The sequence below is a fragment of the Pseudomonas prosekii genome, from assembly GCF_900105155.1.
Taxonomy (GTDB): domain Bacteria; phylum Pseudomonadota; class Gammaproteobacteria; order Pseudomonadales; family Pseudomonadaceae; genus Aquipseudomonas; species Aquipseudomonas prosekii.
The window spans coordinates 4,872,864-4,890,705 of record NZ_LT629762.1; the positions used below are offsets into that span (position 1 = coordinate 4,872,864).

Annotated in this window: 23 protein-coding genes; 14 read left to right on the forward strand and 9 right to left on the reverse strand. The window is 59.3% G+C overall.

The annotated features are described in order from the left end of the window. Window positions 1-9: 9 nt before the first annotated feature. The 3 genes from BLU01_RS22175 to BLU01_RS22185 all read left to right on the forward strand — a co-directional run bounded on the left by BLU01_RS22175 (window position 10) and on the right by BLU01_RS22185 (window position 2,279). A complete protein-coding gene (locus BLU01_RS22175; RefSeq protein ID WP_092279514.1) occupies window positions 10-615 on the forward strand; it encodes an arylesterase in 606 nt (201 codons plus the stop codon). Between the two features lie 56 nt (window positions 616-671). Continuing rightward, window positions 672-965 carry a hypothetical protein gene (locus BLU01_RS22180; RefSeq protein ID WP_003226812.1) on the forward strand — a complete coding sequence of 98 codons (294 nt, stop codon included), beginning with the start codon at window positions 672-674 and terminating at the stop codon, window positions 963-965. 345 nt (window positions 966-1,310) lie between these two features. After that, window positions 1,311-2,279, forward strand: coding sequence for a L,D-transpeptidase family protein (locus tag BLU01_RS22185; RefSeq protein ID WP_092279516.1), 969 nt, complete (start codon window positions 1,311-1,313; stop codon window positions 2,277-2,279). 136 nt (window positions 2,280-2,415) lie between these two features. Here the strand turns inward: BLU01_RS22185 and oprI are convergent, their stop codons facing one another. After that, on the reverse strand, window positions 2,416-2,667 hold the full coding sequence (gene oprI / locus BLU01_RS22190; RefSeq protein WP_002553018.1) for an outer membrane lipoprotei OprI: 252 nt from the start codon (window positions 2,665-2,667) through the stop codon (window positions 2,416-2,418). A gap of 637 nt (window positions 2,668-3,304) precedes the next feature. Here oprI and BLU01_RS22195 point away from each other — a divergent pair. After that, complete coding sequence (locus tag BLU01_RS22195; RefSeq protein ID WP_020800382.1) at window positions 3,305-3,592, forward strand: GNAT family N-acetyltransferase; 288 nt, start codon at window positions 3,305-3,307, stop codon at window positions 3,590-3,592. Between the two features lie 78 nt (window positions 3,593-3,670). On the opposite strand, the gene BLU01_RS22200 is transcribed toward BLU01_RS22195, so the two are convergent. Together BLU01_RS22200 and BLU01_RS22205 are read right to left on the reverse strand one after the other, a co-directional pair. Continuing rightward, entirely contained in the window at window positions 3,671-4,747 is a 1,077-nt protein-coding gene (locus BLU01_RS22200) for a 3-deoxy-7-phosphoheptulonate synthase (RefSeq protein ID WP_092279518.1), read from the reverse strand. A gap of 128 nt (window positions 4,748-4,875) precedes the next feature. Next, complete coding sequence (locus BLU01_RS22205) at window positions 4,876-5,319, reverse strand: PilZ domain-containing protein (RefSeq protein ID WP_092279520.1); 444 nt, start codon at window positions 5,317-5,319, stop codon at window positions 4,876-4,878. On the opposite strand from BLU01_RS22205, the gene BLU01_RS22210 reads away from it, so the two are divergent. From BLU01_RS22210 to cysB, 5 genes are all read left to right on the forward strand, one after another. Continuing rightward, on the forward strand, window positions 5,318-5,704 hold the full coding sequence (locus BLU01_RS22210) for a thioredoxin family protein (protein WP_092279522.1): 387 nt from the start codon (window positions 5,318-5,320) through the stop codon (window positions 5,702-5,704). The two genes, BLU01_RS22205 and BLU01_RS22210, sit on opposite strands and share 2 nt — an antisense overlap. Next, a complete protein-coding gene (locus BLU01_RS22215) occupies window positions 5,701-6,654 on the forward strand; it encodes a putative 2-dehydropantoate 2-reductase (RefSeq protein WP_092279524.1) in 954 nt (317 codons plus the stop codon). Before BLU01_RS22210 ends, BLU01_RS22215 begins: the two co-directional genes overlap by 4 nt. A 41-nt stretch (window positions 6,655-6,695) precedes the next feature. Further along, window positions 6,696-7,601, forward strand: a complete 906-nt coding sequence (locus tag BLU01_RS22220) for a 5'-nucleotidase (protein WP_092279526.1) — start codon at window positions 6,696-6,698, stop codon at window positions 7,599-7,601. 94 nt (window positions 7,602-7,695) lie between these two features. Next, entirely contained in the window at window positions 7,696-8,199 is a 504-nt protein-coding gene (locus tag BLU01_RS22225) for a universal stress protein (protein WP_092279528.1), read from the forward strand. Window positions 8,200-8,312: 113 nt separating this feature from the next. Next, entirely contained in the window at window positions 8,313-9,287 is a 975-nt protein-coding gene (gene cysB / locus BLU01_RS22230; protein WP_092279531.1) for an HTH-type transcriptional regulator CysB, read from the forward strand. A gap of 38 nt (window positions 9,288-9,325) precedes the next feature. Here cysB and BLU01_RS22235 read toward each other — a convergent pair whose 3' ends face one another. Together BLU01_RS22235 and BLU01_RS22240 are read right to left on the reverse strand one after the other, a co-directional pair. After that, window positions 9,326-9,808, reverse strand: a complete 483-nt coding sequence (locus tag BLU01_RS22235; protein ID WP_092279533.1) for a GreA/GreB family elongation factor — start codon at window positions 9,806-9,808, stop codon at window positions 9,326-9,328. Between the two features lie 2 nt (window positions 9,809-9,810). Then, window positions 9,811-10,209: a hypothetical protein gene (locus BLU01_RS22240; RefSeq protein WP_092279535.1), complete on the reverse strand. Its 399-nt coding sequence runs from the start codon at window positions 10,207-10,209 to the stop codon at window positions 9,811-9,813. Between the two features lie 123 nt (window positions 10,210-10,332). Here BLU01_RS22240 and earP point away from each other — a divergent pair, with 123 nt between their 5' ends. Both earP and BLU01_RS22250 read left to right on the forward strand, forming a co-directional pair. Continuing rightward, a complete protein-coding gene (gene earP / locus BLU01_RS22245; RefSeq protein ID WP_092279537.1) occupies window positions 10,333-11,490 on the forward strand; it encodes an elongation factor P maturation arginine rhamnosyltransferase EarP in 1,158 nt (385 codons plus the stop codon). A gap of 48 nt (window positions 11,491-11,538) precedes the next feature. After that, on the forward strand, window positions 11,539-12,108 hold the full coding sequence (locus BLU01_RS22250; RefSeq protein WP_032626910.1) for an elongation factor P: 570 nt from the start codon (window positions 11,539-11,541) through the stop codon (window positions 12,106-12,108). Window positions 12,109-12,219: 111 nt separating this feature from the next. Here the strand turns inward: BLU01_RS22250 and BLU01_RS22255 are convergent, their stop codons facing one another. The 3 genes from BLU01_RS22255 to BLU01_RS22265 form a co-directional block, all read right to left on the reverse strand. Beyond that, window positions 12,220-12,639, reverse strand: coding sequence for an organic hydroperoxide resistance protein (locus BLU01_RS22255; RefSeq protein ID WP_092279539.1), 420 nt, complete (start codon window positions 12,637-12,639; stop codon window positions 12,220-12,222). A gap of 338 nt (window positions 12,640-12,977) precedes the next feature. Next, window positions 12,978-13,439: a MarR family winged helix-turn-helix transcriptional regulator gene (locus BLU01_RS22260; protein ID WP_092281696.1), complete on the reverse strand. Its 462-nt coding sequence runs from the start codon at window positions 13,437-13,439 to the stop codon at window positions 12,978-12,980. Window positions 13,440-13,508: 69 nt separating this feature from the next. Next, window positions 13,509-14,465 (reverse strand): LysR family transcriptional regulator, encoded by a 957-nt coding sequence (locus BLU01_RS22265; RefSeq protein ID WP_092279541.1) that lies wholly within the window; start codon window positions 14,463-14,465, stop codon window positions 13,509-13,511. Window positions 14,466-14,571: 106 nt separating this feature from the next. Here BLU01_RS22265 and BLU01_RS22270 point away from each other — a divergent pair, with 106 nt between their 5' ends. Continuing rightward, the gene (locus BLU01_RS22270) at window positions 14,572-15,321 is read left to right on the forward strand and encodes a sulfite exporter TauE/SafE family protein (RefSeq protein ID WP_092279544.1); all 750 of its coding nucleotides are present in this window, start codon (window positions 14,572-14,574) and stop codon (window positions 15,319-15,321) included. Here the strand turns inward: BLU01_RS22270 and BLU01_RS22275 are convergent. Next, window positions 15,311-16,165 carry a LysR substrate-binding domain-containing protein gene (locus tag BLU01_RS22275; RefSeq protein WP_092279546.1) on the reverse strand — a complete coding sequence of 285 codons (855 nt, stop codon included), beginning with the start codon at window positions 16,163-16,165 and terminating at the stop codon, window positions 15,311-15,313. The genes BLU01_RS22270 and BLU01_RS22275 overlap by 11 nt on opposite strands. A gap of 96 nt (window positions 16,166-16,261) precedes the next feature. Between BLU01_RS22275 and BLU01_RS22280 the strand changes: the two genes are divergently transcribed. Both BLU01_RS22280 and BLU01_RS22285 read left to right on the forward strand, forming a co-directional pair. Next, window positions 16,262-16,477: a DUF1127 domain-containing protein gene (locus tag BLU01_RS22280; RefSeq protein ID WP_092281698.1), complete on the forward strand. Its 216-nt coding sequence runs from the start codon at window positions 16,262-16,264 to the stop codon at window positions 16,475-16,477. A gap of 79 nt (window positions 16,478-16,556) precedes the next feature. Beyond that, window positions 16,557-17,801 (forward strand): winged helix-turn-helix domain-containing protein, encoded by a 1,245-nt coding sequence (locus BLU01_RS22285; protein ID WP_092279548.1) that lies wholly within the window; start codon window positions 16,557-16,559, stop codon window positions 17,799-17,801. Window positions 17,802-17,842: the final 41 nt, after the last annotated feature.

The following is a 17,842-nucleotide window of genomic DNA, read 5'->3' on the forward strand; positions in this document are numbered from 1 at the left end:
GAGAATCCGATGCGAGTGTGGTTTTTGAGTGCTGGCCTGGCCTTGATGTGCATGGCCCAGAACGCAGCGGCGGGTACAGTCCTGATCGTTGGCGATAGTATCAGCGCCGGTTTCGGACTGGATACCCGCTTGGGGTGGGTATCGCTGCTTGAGCAACGGCTCAAGCGCGAAGGTTTCGACAATAAAGTGATCAATGCCTCGATCAGCGGCGACACCAGTGCCGGAGGCCAGGCACGCCTGCCGGCGCTGCTTGCAGAGCATAAACCGCAGCTGGTCATCCTCGAATTGGGGGGCAACGACGGCTTGCGCGGGATGCTTCCAACGCAATTGCAACAAAACCTTGCGGCGATGATCGACAGCTCTCGGGCCAGCGGCGCCAAAGTCCTGCTGCTGGGCATGCAATTGCCGCCCAACTATGGCAAGCGCTACACCGAGCAGTTCGCGCAGGTCTACGGCACGCTGGCGGAGGAGAAAAAAATCCCCCTCGTACCGTTTTTCCTCGACGGCGTCGGCGGTCACCCGGACTTGATGCAAGCCGATGGCCTGCACCCGGCTGCGGCGGCTCAGGACAAGTTGCTGGAAAATGTCTGGCCGACGCTAAAACCGCTGCTTTGACGCTTTTCTAGTGACGGTGTTTCGGCTAAGGTGGCGCCCCCGATTTGGAGCCCCCGATGCCGCGTCCTGCCTGGTCCCTTTTTGCCTACCAACTGATCGAGCCTGACGAACAGCTGGATCTGTTCGCCTGCCAGGAAGTGCGGGTGCATCTGGTGACGCGTCAGCTGGAACTCGGCGGTTCGGCAGATCGGACGTTGTGCGGCAGCCTGCTGCCGGCGCAACCGCGCTGGTCGAGCGTGGATCGCCGAGTGTTTCAGGATCAGCGGCTGTGCTCGCTGTGCCGGGCGATCCTCGAATCGCAGAAGCGCGGCACGTCGCCGATCTGGCCTGAGTTGCGTTTCGAGCTGTAATCGTCTATCCAACCTTAAAGTTTCACCCCACCCCTGTGGCGAGGGGGCTTGCCCCCGTCGGGGTGCGAAGCGCCCCTCAATAACAGTTGCCGCGACTCTTGGTCAGTAATGTGGTGTTCGGATTACGACTGCTTCGCAGTCGAACGGGGGCAAGCCCCCTCGCCACAGTTGCCCCCTCGCCACAGTGGCTCGCTCGCCACAGGGTTTCTGTGGTTGCGGGCTTCACTCGCGCATGCCGAAAAAACGTCATGCATCGCCTGCCGCGCCGCCGGGCTCCCCGAATTCCGGGAGGCCAGTGTACAATCCGTTTTTTACCCCAAGTCGACCACGCGAAGGATTTTCCGGATGTTGCCGCGCTTTCCTGCTGTCACCCGCTGCCTGACCCTTGCCGCCCTGTGTGTGGCCGGTCCGGTTTCAGCATTAGAGTTGCCTCTGCCACCGCCCGGTGAAGACATCATCGGTCAGGTGCAGGTGATCAAGGCCAAATACGAAGACACCTTCGCCGACCTTGGCACCACCTACGACCTCGGCTATTCGGAAATGGTCGCGGCCAACCCCGGCGTCGATGCCTGGTTGCCGGGCGCCGGCACCGAAATCGTCCTGCCGACCCGCTTCATCCTGCCGCCGGGCCCGCGCGAAGGCATCGTCATCAACCTCGCTGAATACCGCCTCTACTACTTCCCGAAAGGCCGGGACGTGGTTTACACCTTCCCGTTGGGGATCGGTCGTGAGGGCTGGGGTTCGCCGATTGCCCACACCACCATCACTGCAAAAACACCGAACCCGACCTGGACCCCTCCAGCCTCGATCAAGGCTGAGCACTTGGCCGACGGCGACCCGTTGCCGAATGTGGTGCCGGCCGGTCCTGACAACCCGCTGGGCCCGTTCAAGTTCAACCTCGGCACGCCGGGCTACCTGATTCACGGTTCGAACAAGAAGTTCGGCATCGGCATGCGCACCAGCCACGGCTGCTTCCGCATGTTCAACAACAACGTACTGGAAATGGCCGGCATGGTGCCGGTCGGTACGTCGGTGCGGATCATCAACGACCCGTACAAGTTTGGCGTCAGCGGCGGCAAGGTTTACCTCGAAGCGCACACCCCGCTCGACGACAACGGCAACCCGTCGGTGGTCGACAAGCACACCGCGGTGATCAACGCGATGCTCAAGCGTGAAGACATCACCAACAACTTGCGCATGAACTGGGATGTGGTGCGTGACGTGGTGGCTGCCGAAGATGGCCTGCCCGTCGAGATCGCCGTGCCGAATGGCGCTGCTCCGATGGTGTCGAGCGCGCCGGTCGAACTGCAGTAAAACCTGCGCAGCACGAAGACAAACAACCCGCCGACGCTGGCCGCGTCGGCGGGTTTTTTATCGCCGGGGATAAATTCCGGGCATAAAAAAAGCCGACCCAAAAATGGGTCGGCTTGATAACAACCCCGAAGGATTATTACTTGCGGCTAGCTTTGTCCAGCATGCGCAGAGCACGCTCGTTAGCTTCGTCAGCAGTCTGTTGTGCTTTTTGAGCAGCAGCCAGAGCTTCATCAGCTTTACGGTAAGCTTCGTCTGCACGAGCTTGGGAGCGAGCAGCTGCGTCTTCAGTAGCGGTCAGACGTGCTTCGGTTTCTTTCGATACGCTGCTGCAACCGGTAGCCAGAACTGCGGCCAGAGCCAGCGCAGAGAATTTCAGAACGTTGTTCATCGTGTTCCCCTTCAAGGACTTTCTATTAAGTAGCTGTCTCCTCAGAGTGAGGAAATAGCCGGCGTACATACTACCCATTACTTGTCGTAAGTAAACTGACGTAAAGCAAGAAGCAAAAAAATTGTAGGCGTTGATTCTTTTTCGAGCAACTTTTAACTGCGCTGTATAAAAAATATGCAGCTACAAGCCCCGAGATGAGCGAGCTGCGGGCAAAAAGTTCCCTGAGCGCAAAGGCTAATTTCAATTGGTTGTTAAAGTCTGACTAGATGCTTTCGTCTACACTTCTGTTCGGATTTTGCGTAGCACCTCACATATCTTTCTGCATGTTGAGGTGACTTTAACAACGGTGGCACGTCTTAAGTCTCAATATCCGGCAATGTTCAGGCTTGAACCCGGGAAGATCCCCGCTCGAGCCGTCCCTGCATCACCCGGAGCAGCACCCGCCACCCCCACGTCAAGACGAGCGCACCTTGAGCATTTTCGCCAATGGTGCCTACTATTTGATAGTGCCCAGGTTGCGCGAGATCGGTGCGGCTCTTCTCGGTGTCCATTCAGGCACAGGGTGGCGTAGATGTTCCTTCGCCGGAAAAACATCGGTAAGGTAGGGGTCAGAATTCAAGACCCGCGAGGAGTAGTGATGAGCGAGGCGTTGTCCATCCACCATGACCAGGCTGGTCATCAGTTCGAGACCAATGTGGACGGTCATCGTGCCTACCTGACCTATATGGATCTGGGGAAACAGACCCTGGATATTTACCGCACCTTCGTGCCCAACGCATTGCGTGGCCGTGGCATTGCGGCGGCATTGACCGAGCAGGCGCTGCAGTACGCCGAAGAAATGGGCTACACGGTGATTCCATCGTGCTCCTACGTCGAGCGCTACATGGAACGCCACCAGCGGCACGCGGCGAAACTGAGCCAGTAAACGCGAGACATAAAAAAACGCCGGGTTTTCAGCCCGGCGTTTTTTTTGTGCCCGATATCTCGTGCCAGAAGACGTTGATCAGCCGCGATCACGTTTCGGCAGCACATCCTTGAGCTTGGCATGCATGCTGCGCAAGGTGTTTTCGGTGGCGGCCCAATCGATGCACGCATCGGTGATCGACACGCCGTATTGCAGATCGGCGAGGTCTTTCGGAATCGCCTGACAGCCCCAGTTCAAGTGGCTTTCGACCATCAGGCCGATGATCGACTGGTTGCCTTCGAGGATCTGGTTGGCAACGTTCTCCATCACCAGCGGTTGCAGGGCCGGGTCCTTGTTAGAGTTGGCGTGGCTGCAATCGACCATGATGTTCGGCTTGATCTTGGCTTTGTTCAGCGCTTGCTCGCAGAGCGCGACGCTGACCGAATCGTAGTTCGGCTTGCCGTTGCCGCCGCGCAAGACCACGTGACCGTAGGCATTGCCCTTGGTGGTGACGATCGACACGCCACCCTCCTGGTTGATGCCGAGGAAACGGTGCGGGCTCGACACCGATTGCAGCGCGTTGATCGCTACCGTCAGGCCGCCGTCGGTGCCGTTCTTGAAGCCGACCGCCGAGGACAGGCCCGAAGCCATTTCACGGTGAGTCTGCGATTCGGTGGTGCGCGCGCCGATCGCCGACCAGCTGATCAAATCCTGCAGGTATTGCGGGGAGATCGGGTCCAGCGCTTCGGTGGCGGTAGGCAAGCCCATCTCGGCCAGGTCCAGCAACAACTGGCGACCGATGTGCAAACCATCCTGAATCTTGAACGAGTCGTCGAGGTACGGATCGTTGATCAGACCTTTCCAGCCGACGGTGGTACGTGGCTTCTCGAAATACACACGCATGACCAGATACAGCGTATCCGAGACTTCGGCAGCCAAAGTCTTCAGGCGCTCGGCGTATTCGTGGGCAGCCTTGATGTCGTGGATCGAGCAAGGCCCGATCACCACGAATAGACGGTGGTCGGTGCCATCAAGAATGTTGCGAATGACTTCGCGGCCCTTGGTCACGGTGCGCAGGGCAGCGTCGCTCAAAGGGATATCACGCTTGAGCTGATCCGGAGTGATCAGGGTTTCGTTGGAAGCGACATTTAGGTCGTTGATCGGTAAATCAGCCATCGTTTACTCGTCAGGTCACGGGTGCCATCCGCCAGCGAACCCGCGCGGCGGAGCACAGCAAATTAAGCGCGTCGGGGAGCGGAACCTTAGCGCGTTACACCGTGGCTAGACAATGGGCAAACGCCGGTTTAATCCAGCACAGACTGAGCAAAAGCCCTGCGAACCGTGTCATGGGAGAACTCGTCGGCGTGCTCCTGCACCCATTCGAGCGCGCGCGCCTGAATATCCTGCAAGTCTTCGTTGGCTTCATGCAGCCGGCAGTAACGTTCGATCTGGCACACCTGCTCGCCCATTCGCGCGCTGAACAGCATCTGCTCATCGACAAACGCGATGCCCACCAGATAGCCGCGTTTGCGCCGCAGGCACCACGCCACATAGCCCAGATAACGCAAGTCGGGATTCAAGGTCGGCATGCGCACTTCCAGCGCGGTGCCATGACGCCACGCGCGGTGGTAATTGCAAGCCATGCCGCCGAGGCTGATAGTGTGCAGCCGTTGCCGTGAAATGCACTCATGTTTGAGTAGCGTCAGCTCCACGGGCACATCGACAGGATGAGGAAGAAAACGTCCCATGAACACGGACTCCCTGTGTCGCCCATTTGACATTGTTTCCCCCAGTATAGTGGTCGAAATGCAACTGACCGATTTCGACGCCGACCAACGGCTGCTGGCGATGAGCGGTGTTTCGCTGGTAATTTTCACCAGTGTCGGCTGCGCCAGTTGCCGCTATGCCCGCGAGCAATTGCCGAGGTTGCAACTGCCGATCGATCGCTTGTGCTGGATCGACGCCGCCGACAATGGCGGGCTGGTCGAGCGTTATGAGGTGTTTCAATTGCCGGCGCTGTTTGTGGTGCGCGACGGTGAATTTTTTGGCGCGCTACAGTCGCGCCTGACCGTCGCCGAGCTGAATGAAGCGCTGGCGCAGGCGTTGAATCGAATTGCAGAGGAATTGCCATGATGCAAGCAGTTGCCAAGCCAAGAATCGGCATTATCGGGACCGGCGCCATCGGCGGTTTCTATGGATTGATGCTGGCGCGCGCCGGGTTCGACGTGCACTTTTTGCTTCGCAGTGAATTTTCCGCGGTCGCCGCGCAAGGCTTGCAGGTCAATAGCGCGGTGCATGGCGCGCTGAGCCTGAACCCGGTCCAGGCCTATTCAGCCGCTGAAGACATGCCGCCGTGCGACTGGTTGCTGGTGGCGGCGAAGAGCACCAGTTCCGGTCTCGCGCCGGTCATCGCCAAAGCGGCCGCGCCGGGCGCCAAAGTCCTGTTGCTGCAAAACGGCCTGGACGTCGAGGAAAGCCTGCGCGAGGTGTTGCCCGATTCGCTGCACTTGCTTGGCGGGCTGTGCCTGATCTGCGTTCACCGTGAAGGCCCTGGCGTCATCACCCATCAAGCCCTCGGCGCGGTGAACGTCGGCTACCACAGCGGCCCGGCGCACGATGAGGCAACGCGCATGGCCATCGTCGAGGAGGGCGCCCGACTGTTTCGCAGCGCCGGCATCGACTCGCAAGCAATGCCCAATCTGCATCAGGCGCGCTGGCAGAAACTAGTCTGGAACATTCCTTATAACGGTCTGTCAGTGTTACTCGGCGCCAGCACCGCGCCGCTGATGGCAGATGCCGACAGCCGCGCGCTGATCCAGTCGCTGATGGGCGAAGTGGTGCAGGGCGCCAAGGCTTGTGGCCACGACATCGCGCCCGGTTACGCCGACTTCCTGTTCAGCATGACCGAAAAAATGCCCGACTATTGGCCGAGCATGCACCACGATTTGCTGCACAAACGGCCGCTGGAACTGGAAGCGATTTACGCCCGACCGCTCGCGGCGGCAAAAGCGGCGGGCTGTGAATTGCCACGGATCGAAGCGCTGTACCGGGCGCTGGTTTTCATTGATCGACGTAACGTCTGAGTCGATGCAGCGACATTAAAGGAAAGGGCAGGGGAACAGGCATGGCAAAAGAGATCGATGACAAGTTGGTGCTGGCGATTTCTTCGCGCGCACTGTTCGACTTGAGTGAGAGCCACAAGGTCTATTTGTCGAGCGGTGTCGAAGCGTATCGGCAGTACCAGATTGAACACGAAGACGAAATTCTCGCGCCGGGTGATGCCTTTCCGCTGGTGGAAAAACTGCTGAAACTGAACGCCAGTCTTGGTCGGGCCCGGGTCGAAGTGGTGCTGGTCTCGCGCAACAGCGCCGACACCGGTTTGCGCGTTTTCAACTCGATTCATCATTACGGCCTGGCGATTTCCCGCGCGGCGTTTGTCGGTGGGCGCAGTCCTTATCCGTATCTCAAGGCGTTTGGTTGCGACCTGTTTCTCTCGACGCACGCCGAAGATGTGCGCAGTGCGCTGGACGCCGGTTTCGCTGCCGCGACCATTCTCTCGGGCGGTGCCAGCCGCGCCGCGAGTGACGAATTGCGCATCGCTTTTGATGGCGACGCAGTGCTGTTTTCCGATGAGTCGGAGCGGGTTTATCAGTCCGGCGGGCTGGAAGCGTTCCAGGCCAGCGAACGCGAATCGGCGCGCGAGCCATTGCGCGGCGGCCCGTTCAAAGGTTTTCTGGCGGCGCTGAATCTGTTGCAACGCGAATTCCCCGATGAGTCTTGTCCGATCCGCACGGCGCTGGTCACCGCCCGTTCGGCACCAGCCCATGAGCGGGTGATCCGCACGTTGCGCGAATGGGATATTCGTCTCGATGAATCGCTGTTTCTCGGTGGCCTGACCAAAGCGGCGTTCCTCGAAGCCTTCGCCGCCGACGTGTTTTTCGACGATCAGGCCGGTCATTGCGAGCTGGCGCGCGAAGTGGTCGCCACCGGACATGTGCCACATGGCATAAGCAACGAGCAAAAAGTTTAAGCCCTCGCGTCAAGGTGTTACGCGGCCCGTCGTACTCGGCAAGGCACTGCTAAGCTGAATCAATCTCCGCCATGTCGGCACGCAAGGAGGTCATATGATTCGTTCCATGCTGTATGCCACCGACCTCGGCCTGTACGCACCTTTGGTGATGCAGCATGCCTTGGCGATGGCGCGAACATTCAATGCCGACTTGTATGTGGTGCACGCCGTGGAACCCATGGGGCTGTTCGCCGAGTCGGTGCTGCAAAGTTATCTGGATGAGCAGGCGCTGAACGAATTTCACAGTCAGGGTCTGAGCACGGTGATCGCCAATATCGAGCGGCGGGTGCTCGACAGTTTTCGTGAAGAGCTGGGGGATGAGGGCGAGCAGGACCTTGAACGGATTCAAGCGGTACGGGTGGTGCAGGGCGATCCGGCGCAGGTGATTCTCGACCAGGCGCAGAAACTCTCGGTGGATTTGCTGATCGTAGGAAGTCACAGCCATCGCGCCAGCGCGGAAACCCCGTTGGGCCGCACGGCCGCGCGGGTGGTGCAACTGTCGAGGGTGCCGGTCTATCTGGTGCCGCTTGTGGAACGTCGTCGTCAGGGCGACCGCTAGAACACCAATAATGGCGTTTTGATAAAAAAGTTCTAGATTTATTATTCAAACCATTAATATAGTTATATACCGTCGCTGATGCCCGTGGCGTCTACCTGCTTTGAGGGATTCATATGAAGCTTCAACAATTGCGCTACATCTGGGAAGTGGCGCACCACGACCTCAACGTTTCCGCTACCGCCCAGAGTCTCTACACCTCGCAGCCGGGCATCAGTAAGCAGATCCGTTTGCTGGAAGACGAATTGGGCGTCGAAGTTTTCGCCCGCAGCGGCAAGCACCTGACCCGCGTCACCCCGGCCGGCGAGCGCATCATCACCACCGCCGGCGAGATCCTGCGCAAAGTTGAAAGCATCAAGCAGATCGCCCAGGAATTCTCCAACGAGAAGAAAGGCACACTGTCGATCGCCACCACGCACACTCAGGCGCGTTACGCGTTGCCGCCAGTGATCAGCAATTTCATCAAACAATACCCCGACGTTGCCCTGCACATGCATCAGGGTTCGCCGATGCAGATCGCCGAAATGGCTGCGGACGGCACCGTCGATTTCGCCATCGCCACCGAAGCGCTGGAACTGTTCGGTGATCTGGTGATGATGCCGTGCTATCGCTGGAACCGTTGCGTGGTCGTGCCGCAGGGCCACCCGCTGACCAAACTGCCGAAATTGACGCTGGAAGCACTCGCCGAATACCCGATTGTGACCTACGTGTTCGGTTTCACCGGCCGTTCGAAACTCGACGAAGCCTTCAGCCACCGTGGCCTGACGCCGAAAGTGGTATTCACCGCTGCTGACGCCGACGTGATCAAGACTTACGTGCGCCTGGGTCTGGGCGTGGGCATCGTCGCGAAAATGGCAGTGGACGCCAAACTCGATAGCGACCTGGTGATGCTCGATGCCAGCGACCTGTTCGAATCCAGCGTGACCAAGATCGGCTTCCGTCGCGGCACATTCCTGCGTGGTTTCATGTGCGACTTCATCGAGAAGTTTGCGCCGCACCTGACCCGCGAAGTCATGGCCAAAGCCATTCAGTGCCACAACAAACAGGAACTGGAAGAACTGTTCGACGGCGTCGAACTGCCGGTTCACTAAGCGGCCAGCCCACTAAACTGCCAGGCCACTGAACAGCTTCAGATCACCTCGGTAACAGCGAACTGTTGCCGAGCGCCCGCCACCAGAATCTCCACCTCATCACCTTCAATCTTGCCCAGCAGGCTTTTGCCCAGCGGCGAGCGCGGGGTGATGACGGTCACCAGTTGCCCGACCACATCGACCTTCAAACCCGCCGCGTCAGGGGCGAGGAACAGCCATTGCTCGCGTCCCTTGTCGTCTTCGAGACCCAGCAGGGCGCCGACTTCGATACCGCGCTGATCGTCATACGCACGCAAGATCAGGTTCTGACACAGATTGAGTGAATGACGGATTTCCTCGACCCGTTTCGCTTGCCCGGCGGCGAGGTACGACGCCTCCAGACCGAGCGTGTCGTATTTGTTTTCGGCGATGTTTTCTTCGTGGGTCGCGGTTTCGTACGCGGTTTGCGCCGCGCGTTCCGCGATGTCGAGATCGATGCGCAGCTTGTCGAGAATCAATTGGTGGACGAAAGGCTTGTTCATGATCAATCGCAGAATTGCTGGACGTTGGCGCGGCTTTTTTCGTTCGGCGCGTTGCGGTCCTGTTGCAGCCAGAACTGGCATTTGGGGTTCGACAGATTGCGCGTATTGCTGCGCGCCTGATCAAGATTTTGCTGCAGCTCGTTCTGCCGCAGGTTCTGCTGATATTGCTCGAACATCGGCGTTTCAGCCTCCGGTTGCACCACCGCTGGCGGCTTGGCCAGTTGCTGCACGGCTTGGGCCACGGGCGCCAATTGCTCGGGAAAGAGCCAGCGCGAGGCCAGCCAACAGGTCAGCGCAATGGCCAGAAAACCCAGCCAGATGCCCAAGGCAATGCTGCCGCTCAGTTGCACGGCACTCAGGCGAATCGGCAACGGACGGCGCGGGTTGGGACGGTAGGGCATGGCTGCCTCCTGGCGGGTGATCGCGGATGGTTGGCGATTGTCGCACGAAGATTAATCGTCGGCGGCTCTTCTGCACGGGGTAATTTATGCGGACAATCGGTGTTTTCGCCAACGGGAGTTGTAATGCCTGAACTGCCTCAAATGAAAAACCGCGGGCGCTGGGATATTTTTTGCACCGTGGTCGACAACTTCGGCGACATCGGTGTGACCTGGCGTCTGGCCCGGCAGTTAGTCGCCGAGCACGGTGTCGATGTGCGGTTGTGGGTCGACGACTTGCGCGCGTTTGAACGCTTGTGTCCGCAGATCGATGTCGACGCCGCGCAGCAATGGCAGCAGGGTGTCGAGGTGCGTCAATGGCCGACCGAATGGCAGCCGGTCGATGCCGGCGACGTGGTCATCGCCGCGTTTGCCTGCCAGTTGCCCAGCGCCTTCATGGACGCGATGGCCGCACGCGAAAAACCACCGCTGTGGATGAACCTCGACTATTTGAGCGCCGAAGACTGGGTCATCGGTTGCCACGGTTTGCCGTCGGTGAAATACAAAAGTGTGCAGAAGTATTTCTTCTTTCCGGGATTCCAGAAAGGCACTGGCGGCTTGTTGCGTGAGAACGGTTTGCTCGAATGGCGCAGGGCGTTTCAGCAAGACCCCGAAGCCCAGCGACAATTCCTGCACGGGTTAGGCATTGATCCTGCGCCAGACGCGCAGTTGATCTCGCTGTTTGCCTACGAAAATGCCGGATTGGCCAGTTGGCTCGACGCCTTGGCAAGCGATTCCACGCCTGCGCATTTGCTGGTGCCGGAAGGGCGGATTCTCGGCGATGTCCAGCGCTGGCTCGGGGTCAGTGAACTGGCGGCGGGCGCGGTGCATGTGCGTAATGGCCTGACCGTGCAAGTGTTGCCATTCGTGCGTCAGGACCAGTACGACCACCTGCTGTGGTGCTGCGACTTCAACGCGGTGCGCGGCGAAGACTCGTTTGTTCGCGCGCAATGGGCAGGGCGGCCGCTGCTGTGGCACATCTATCGGCAGGACGAAGACATTCACCTGGACAAGCTCGAAGCCTTCCTTGCGCTCTACACAAAAGGCCTGTCAGCGCCTGCGAGCGCGGCAATCAGCAGTCTTTGGCGCGCATGGAACGCCGGCGAGGACATGACCGACCAGTGGCTCACGACCCGCAAACACTGGCCAGAGCTGCAAAATCATGCCGAGGCGTGGTGTCTGGAACAAGCCTTGCAGGCGGATCTTGCCGCGGCGCTGGTACAGTTTTATGTAAATTGGATATGATACGCGACCTAGATTTTTGTAAATCCCATCCAAATTCGGATATTCGCAATGAAAACTGGTAAAGAACTGAAACCCGGTACCGTGATCCGTCTCGAAAACGATCCTTGGCTGGTTCAGAAAGCTGAATTCACCAAGTCCGGTCGTAACAGCGCGATCATGAAGACCAAGCTGAAGAACCTGCTGACCGGTTACAAGACCGAGATCGTTTACAGCGCTGACGACAAACTGGACGACGTAATCCTCGACCGCAAAGAAGCGACCCTGTCCTTCATCAGCGGCGACACCTACACGTTCATGGACACCACCGACTACACCATGTACGAGCTGAACGCTGAAGACATCGAAGCCGTTCTGCCTTTCGTTGAAGAAGGCATGACTGATGTTTGCGAAGCGATCTTCTTCGAAGAGCGTCTGGTTTCCGTAGAACTGCCGACCACTATCGTGCGCGTCGTTGACTACACCGAAGGTTCCGCTCGCGGCGACACTTCCGGCAAAGTCATGAAGCCAGCCAAGCTGAGCAACGGTACTGAGCTGCAGGTTGCTGACTTCATCGAAATCGGTGATCGCATCGAAATCGACACCCGCGAAGGCGGTTCCTACAAGGGCCGTGCTAAATAAGCACAGCTTCAGGAATGAAAAAGCCCGACCATTGAGTCGGGCTTTTTTGTGTCTGGAAGAAAGCTGTTTCGCGATCAGCCTTCAATCTCGCAGGTTTTTTGCTGGCGCTGATCAGACGCTCAAATGCAGACGCACATCAACGTTGCCACGCGTTGCATTGGAGTACGGGCAAACCTGGTGAGCGGCGTCGACCAGGCTCTGCGCATCGGCTTGTTCCAGGCCCGGCAGGCTGATATGCAAGTCGATGTCCAGACCAAAACCGCCAGGAATCTGACCGATGCCGACATGCGCGGTGATCGAGGCGTCGTTCGGGATGCTGCGCTTGGTCTGGCTGGCGACGAACTTCAGCGCGCCGATGAAGCAAGCGGAATAACCGGCGGCGAACAGTTGCTCAGGGTTGGTCGCCGCACCACCAGCACCGCCGAGTTCTTTCGGGGTGGCGAGTTTGACGTCGAGGATATTGTCGCTGGACACTGCACGACCATCACGGCCACCGGTGGAAGTTGCGATTGCGGTGTAGAGAGTTTGCATGATGTGAGCCTCGTTCCGGGTTTGGATGATTCGCGCTAATTGTTTGTGCGCTAAGTAAGTTCGAGGTGAATGTATTGCGCAAATATTTAGCGCGCAAGATAAATTTTTGAGGAAGTGTGCTGAATCGAGATCGCTGGACGACTCGCTCGGCAGGAGAGCCTCAAGTTAGAGCGGTGCGCCAGAATTTTTCAGGCATGAATATTTTTGTGAAGCCACCAAAAACAAATGTGGGAGCGAGCTTGCTCGCGATTACGGTAGGTCATCCAGCAAAAAACTGCCTGATGCACCGCCATCGCGAGCAAGCCCGCTCCCACAAGGGTTGTATGATGATCTGAAAGCTAGAGGCTTTCCTGAAGATTGCTGCGCAGTTCCTGCACATCATTCTGCAGTTTCTGCAATTGCTGAATCGTCTGCCCACTCGCGCCAAGAATGCACTGCGGAATCCCTCGGGCCTTCTCGCGCAACGCCCGGCCTTGCTCGGTCAGCTCGACAATCACCACTCGTTCATCCTCGCGACTGCGGGTCCGGCTGAGTAATCCCTCGACTTCCAGACGCTTGAGCAGCGGGGTCAACGAGCCCGGATCGGTCAGCAGTCGCGTGCTGATTTCTCCTACGGTCAGACCATCCCGTTCCCACAACACCAGCATCGCCAGGTACTGCGGATAGGTCAGGCCCAGCGCTTGCAGCAATGGCTTGTAAACCTTGGTCATCAGCAGTGAAGTCGAATGCAGGGCGAAGCAGACCTGATTGTCCAGCAGCAGGTGGTCGCAGGTATCCGGGGTGTCGCGTTTGGTGGTCATCGCAAAGCCTTGATCTGTCATCGTCATGAATCTAGCGGTCGAATCTTTAATGCGCCAGATAATTCTCGGTCAGTAACCCGCCAGCGTGCCTTGCAGCGCCAAGTCCCACGGCGCAATCGGGCTGAAGCGGGTTTTCAGGTATTCCAGCAACAGCCGACTGCGCGAACTGGCCTGCTGCTCCAGGCGCAACGCGTAAATGCCGGCGCTCTCCGGTTTCGGCAGGCCGTTTTCGCAGAACAGCGGCAGCAGTTCGCCGCGCAGCAAATATTCGCTGGCCAGCCACGTCGGCAGATGCGCGATGCCAAGCCCGGCGAGCGCGCCACAGACTAGCGCCTCGGCGTTATTGGCGCTCATGCGGATGCGCGCCGGGCGATGCAATTGCATCCGACCTTCTTGCTCGAAACGCCAGGCGAAGGGCGGGGCGAGGCCGTCCCAGTCGAGGCCATCGTGTTCAATCAACTGCGCCGGATCGGTCGGCACGCCGCGACGTTTCAGATAGTCAGGGCTGGCGCAGGCAATGCGCACCATGTTCGCCAGCGGTGTCGCCACCAGCCGCGTGTCGGCCAGTTGCCCGGCGCGCAGCACCAGATCGACTTTGCCCAGGTTCAAACCCTGCATGTCGACAAAACTGTCGATCAAATGCAATTGCACGTCGAGGCCCGGATACAGCATCAGGAAATCGGCGATCACCGGCGCCAGATGTCGACGCCCGAACGCGGCGGGCGCATCCACCCGAATCAGCCCTTCAGGCGCGCTGCTCAGCGATACCGCTTCCGCCCGCGCCAGGCGCAATTCGGCGACGATCCGCCGCGCGCGCTCGGCAAATGCCAGGCCGGCTGGCGTCGCGCGCACCGCGTGAGTGCTGCGCAGAAACAACTGACTGCCGACCGCGCTTTCGAGGCTGTCGATGCGCCGCGCCACCGCCGATGGCGTCAGCGGATGACGCCGTGACGCCGCAGAAAAACTGCCGGTTTCCAGCACATCGAGAAACAGCCCGAGTTGGTCGGTCAATTGATTGGGATTCATATTTATCAACGCTTATGCGATATCGGCACAGCCATTGTGCGTTGCTGTGCGTTTCCCCGCTAGCGTCGACTGCGTAGGATGCAAGGCCTGACGAGAGGAATTGGCTGTGATTGAGTTTGTGCTGTATCTGATTTTTGGCGCCGCGCTGGGCACCTTGGGTGGTTTGTTCGGGATTGGCGGTGGTCTGATCGCCATTCCGTTGCTCGGTGTGCTGTGCGGGCTCGATCAACAAATCGCCCAAGGCACGGCGCTGGTGATGGTCGTGCCCAACGTGATGCTGGCGCTGTGGCGTTATCACCAGCGCAACCGGATCGAATTGCGTCACGCGTTGCCGTTGGCCTCGATGGGATTCTGCTTTGCCTGGCTCGGTTCGATCTGGGCGGTGGGCATCGACGCGCAAACCATGCGCGCAGGATTTGTCGCGTTTCTGGTGGCGTTGTCCGTCTACAACCTTGTGCGAATGTTTACCGCTAACGCGCCGGCGTCCACGCAGATGAAATATTCCTGGCCATGGCTCGGCGTGCTGGGCGCGGCGTCGGGGACCATGGGCGGATTGTTCGGCGTCGGTGGCGCGGTGGTGGCGACGCCGGTGCTGACCAGCCTGTTCGGCACTACTCAAGTGGTCGCTCAAGGCTTGTCGCTCGCGCTGGCCTTGCCGAGCACCGGGGTCACGCTGGTGACTTACGCGGTGCATCATCAGGTGCATTGGATGATCGGTTTGCCGTTGGCCATCGGCGGGCTGATGAGCATCAGTTGGGGCGTGAAAATTGCCCACGCCTTGCCGGAACGGCTGCTGCGCGGGCTGTTCTGCGGTTTTCTGGTGCTTTGTGCGGTGATGCTCGCGTTTAAAGTTTGAAGCCTTCGACGATGTGCTCGGCCAGGCATTCGGTGATCGGCGACGGATTGTGCAGGTTGCGCACGAGCATGATGCAAGCCTCGGGCAGCAGCGGCAGGTCTTCGGCGGCACCGAGGATGCGCATGTCCGGGGTGATCAGGCTTTCCAGTTGCGCGGTCACTGCCAGACCGGCGCTGACCACTGCCATCAACGCCGACAGGCTCGAACTGTTGTAGGCAATGCGGTAATCGCGGCCCATCGCGTCCAGCGCATTGCACGCCCACAAGCGGCAGAAACAATCACTGTTGAACATCGCCAGCGGCAACGGCGTCTGCTCGTGGGCGCTGAAACATTGCGCCTCGGCCCAGACAAAACGCTCCCTGCGCAGCAACTGGCCGATCTCGGTGCCGGGTTCGCGGGTGACGATCGACAGGTCCAGATCCTGGCGCTGCAAGAGCTGCCGGGTCGATTCGCAATGCACCTCGATCTGGATCAGCGGATAGAACTTGGCGAAGCGCGAGAGAATCCCCGGCAGAAAACGCATCACGTAATCGTCCGGCGTGCCGATGCGCACCGTGCCGACCATGTGCGGCTCGCGCAGGGTATTGAACACCTCGCTGTGCAATTTGAGGATGCGCCGCGCGTAGCCGAGCAGCACCTGGCCCTCGGCGGTCAGCTTGACCTGGCGTCCGTCGCGCTCGAACAGCTGGCGCTGCAACACGTCTTCTTCCAGGCGTTTCATCTGCATGCTCACCGCAGACTGCGTGCGGTTGACCATCTCGCCGGCGCGGGTGAAGCCGCCCAAATCGGCGATGGCGACGAAGGTGCGCAGGACATCGGTATCGATACTGGGGAACGCCGACATTCATCAATCTCCGAGATGTATTGCATCAGAAACATTCGTTGGATTGATCTTAGCTGCGGCGCGAGACTTGAGCCATCCCTAAAGGAGGGCGACATGATGAAAGGTCAACACGAACATGTAACGGACGAAAAATTCTCAATCCACGCCGTTTCCGATTTGCTGCACAAGTTTAGCCGCTGGTACGAACTTCACCGCGAACGCGAGATGTTGGCGAGCCTGAGCGACGAAGCACTCAAGGACATTGGCGTCAGTCGTGCGGATGTCGAGCACGAGTCAGTGCGGCCATTCTGGGACGATCCGATGCACAAGTGACCGACGCACCAATGATCAGGCGATTGATACACAAACCCTTCTCCATTGAGGTAGGTTGCGAGCAGACAAGGAGATGCTCATGCCCGCAATACTGTCCTCTTCCAAACTGTCTTTTTCCAACAAGCAGGCTCGACGTCTGGCACTGGCCGCCCAAGGGTTCAACGGGCGCCAGCCGCCAGCGACGATCAAAGCGCTGCAGCTCAACCGGCTGATCGAACGCCTGGGCATCCTGCAGATCGATTCCGTCAATGCGTTAGTGCGCTCGCACTACCTTCCTCTGTTTTCCCGTCTCGGCACTTATTCTTCCGACTTGCTCGACCAGGCTGCCTGGAGTACGGGCCGGCGCCGCACGTTGTTCGAATATTGGGGCCATGAAGCGTCATTGTTGCCGCTGTCGATGTACCCGCTGATGCGCTGGCGCATGGCGCGGGCGACGCGCGGCGAAGATATCTATCAGCAACTCGCGCGTTTTGGCCGGGAACAGCAGGACACCATTCGCCGCGTATTGGCGTCGGTCGAGGAGCTCGGCGCATTGGGTGCGGGCAGTTTGTCGACGCGTCAGGAGCGCGCCGGGCCATGGTGGGATTGGTCGGCGGAGAAGCATGCGCTGGAATGGCTGTTCGCTGCGGGCGAAGTAACGGTCGCCGGGCGCCGTGGTTTTGAACGACTTTATGATTTGCCGGAACGAGTGATTCCATCGGCGATCCTGCAGCAACCTTTACTCAGCGAAGCCGAGGCGCAGCGAGATTTGTTGCTGCACGCGGCGAACGCCTTGGGCGTGGCCACGGAAAAGGACCTGCGCGATTATTTTCGGCTGAACCCTGGCGACGCCCGACCGCGTTTGGCAGAGCTGGTGGAGGCGGGCGTGTTACTGGCGTGCGAAGTCGAGCGCTGGCGCCAACCGGCGTACTGCCTGCCGGAGCCGAGCGTGCCGCGCAAAGTCGAGGCCAGCGCCTTGCTGTCGCCGTTCGATTCGCTGATCTGGGAGCGCAGCCGCACCGAGCGTTTGTTCGATTTTCGCTATCGGCTGGAGATTTACACGCCGCAAATCAAGCGGGTCTACGGCTATTACGTCTTGCCGTTTTTGCACAATGAACGGATCGCCGCGCGCGTGGATTTACGTGCAGAACGGGCAGCGGGGCGCTTGGCGGTGCATGCCGTGCATGAGGAAGAGCCGGGGCTGGACGAGGCGGGGATGTTGGCGTTGGCCGTCAATTTGCGGCGGATGGCGGATTGGCTGGGATTGGCGCAGGTGCAGCTCAATTGTCAGCGAGTGAGTGCGGCGCGGTTAAGGGTGGCATTGGCACAGATTGGCGGTGATTGAGCGGACGCCTTCGCGGGCAAGCCTTGCTCCTACAAGGGATC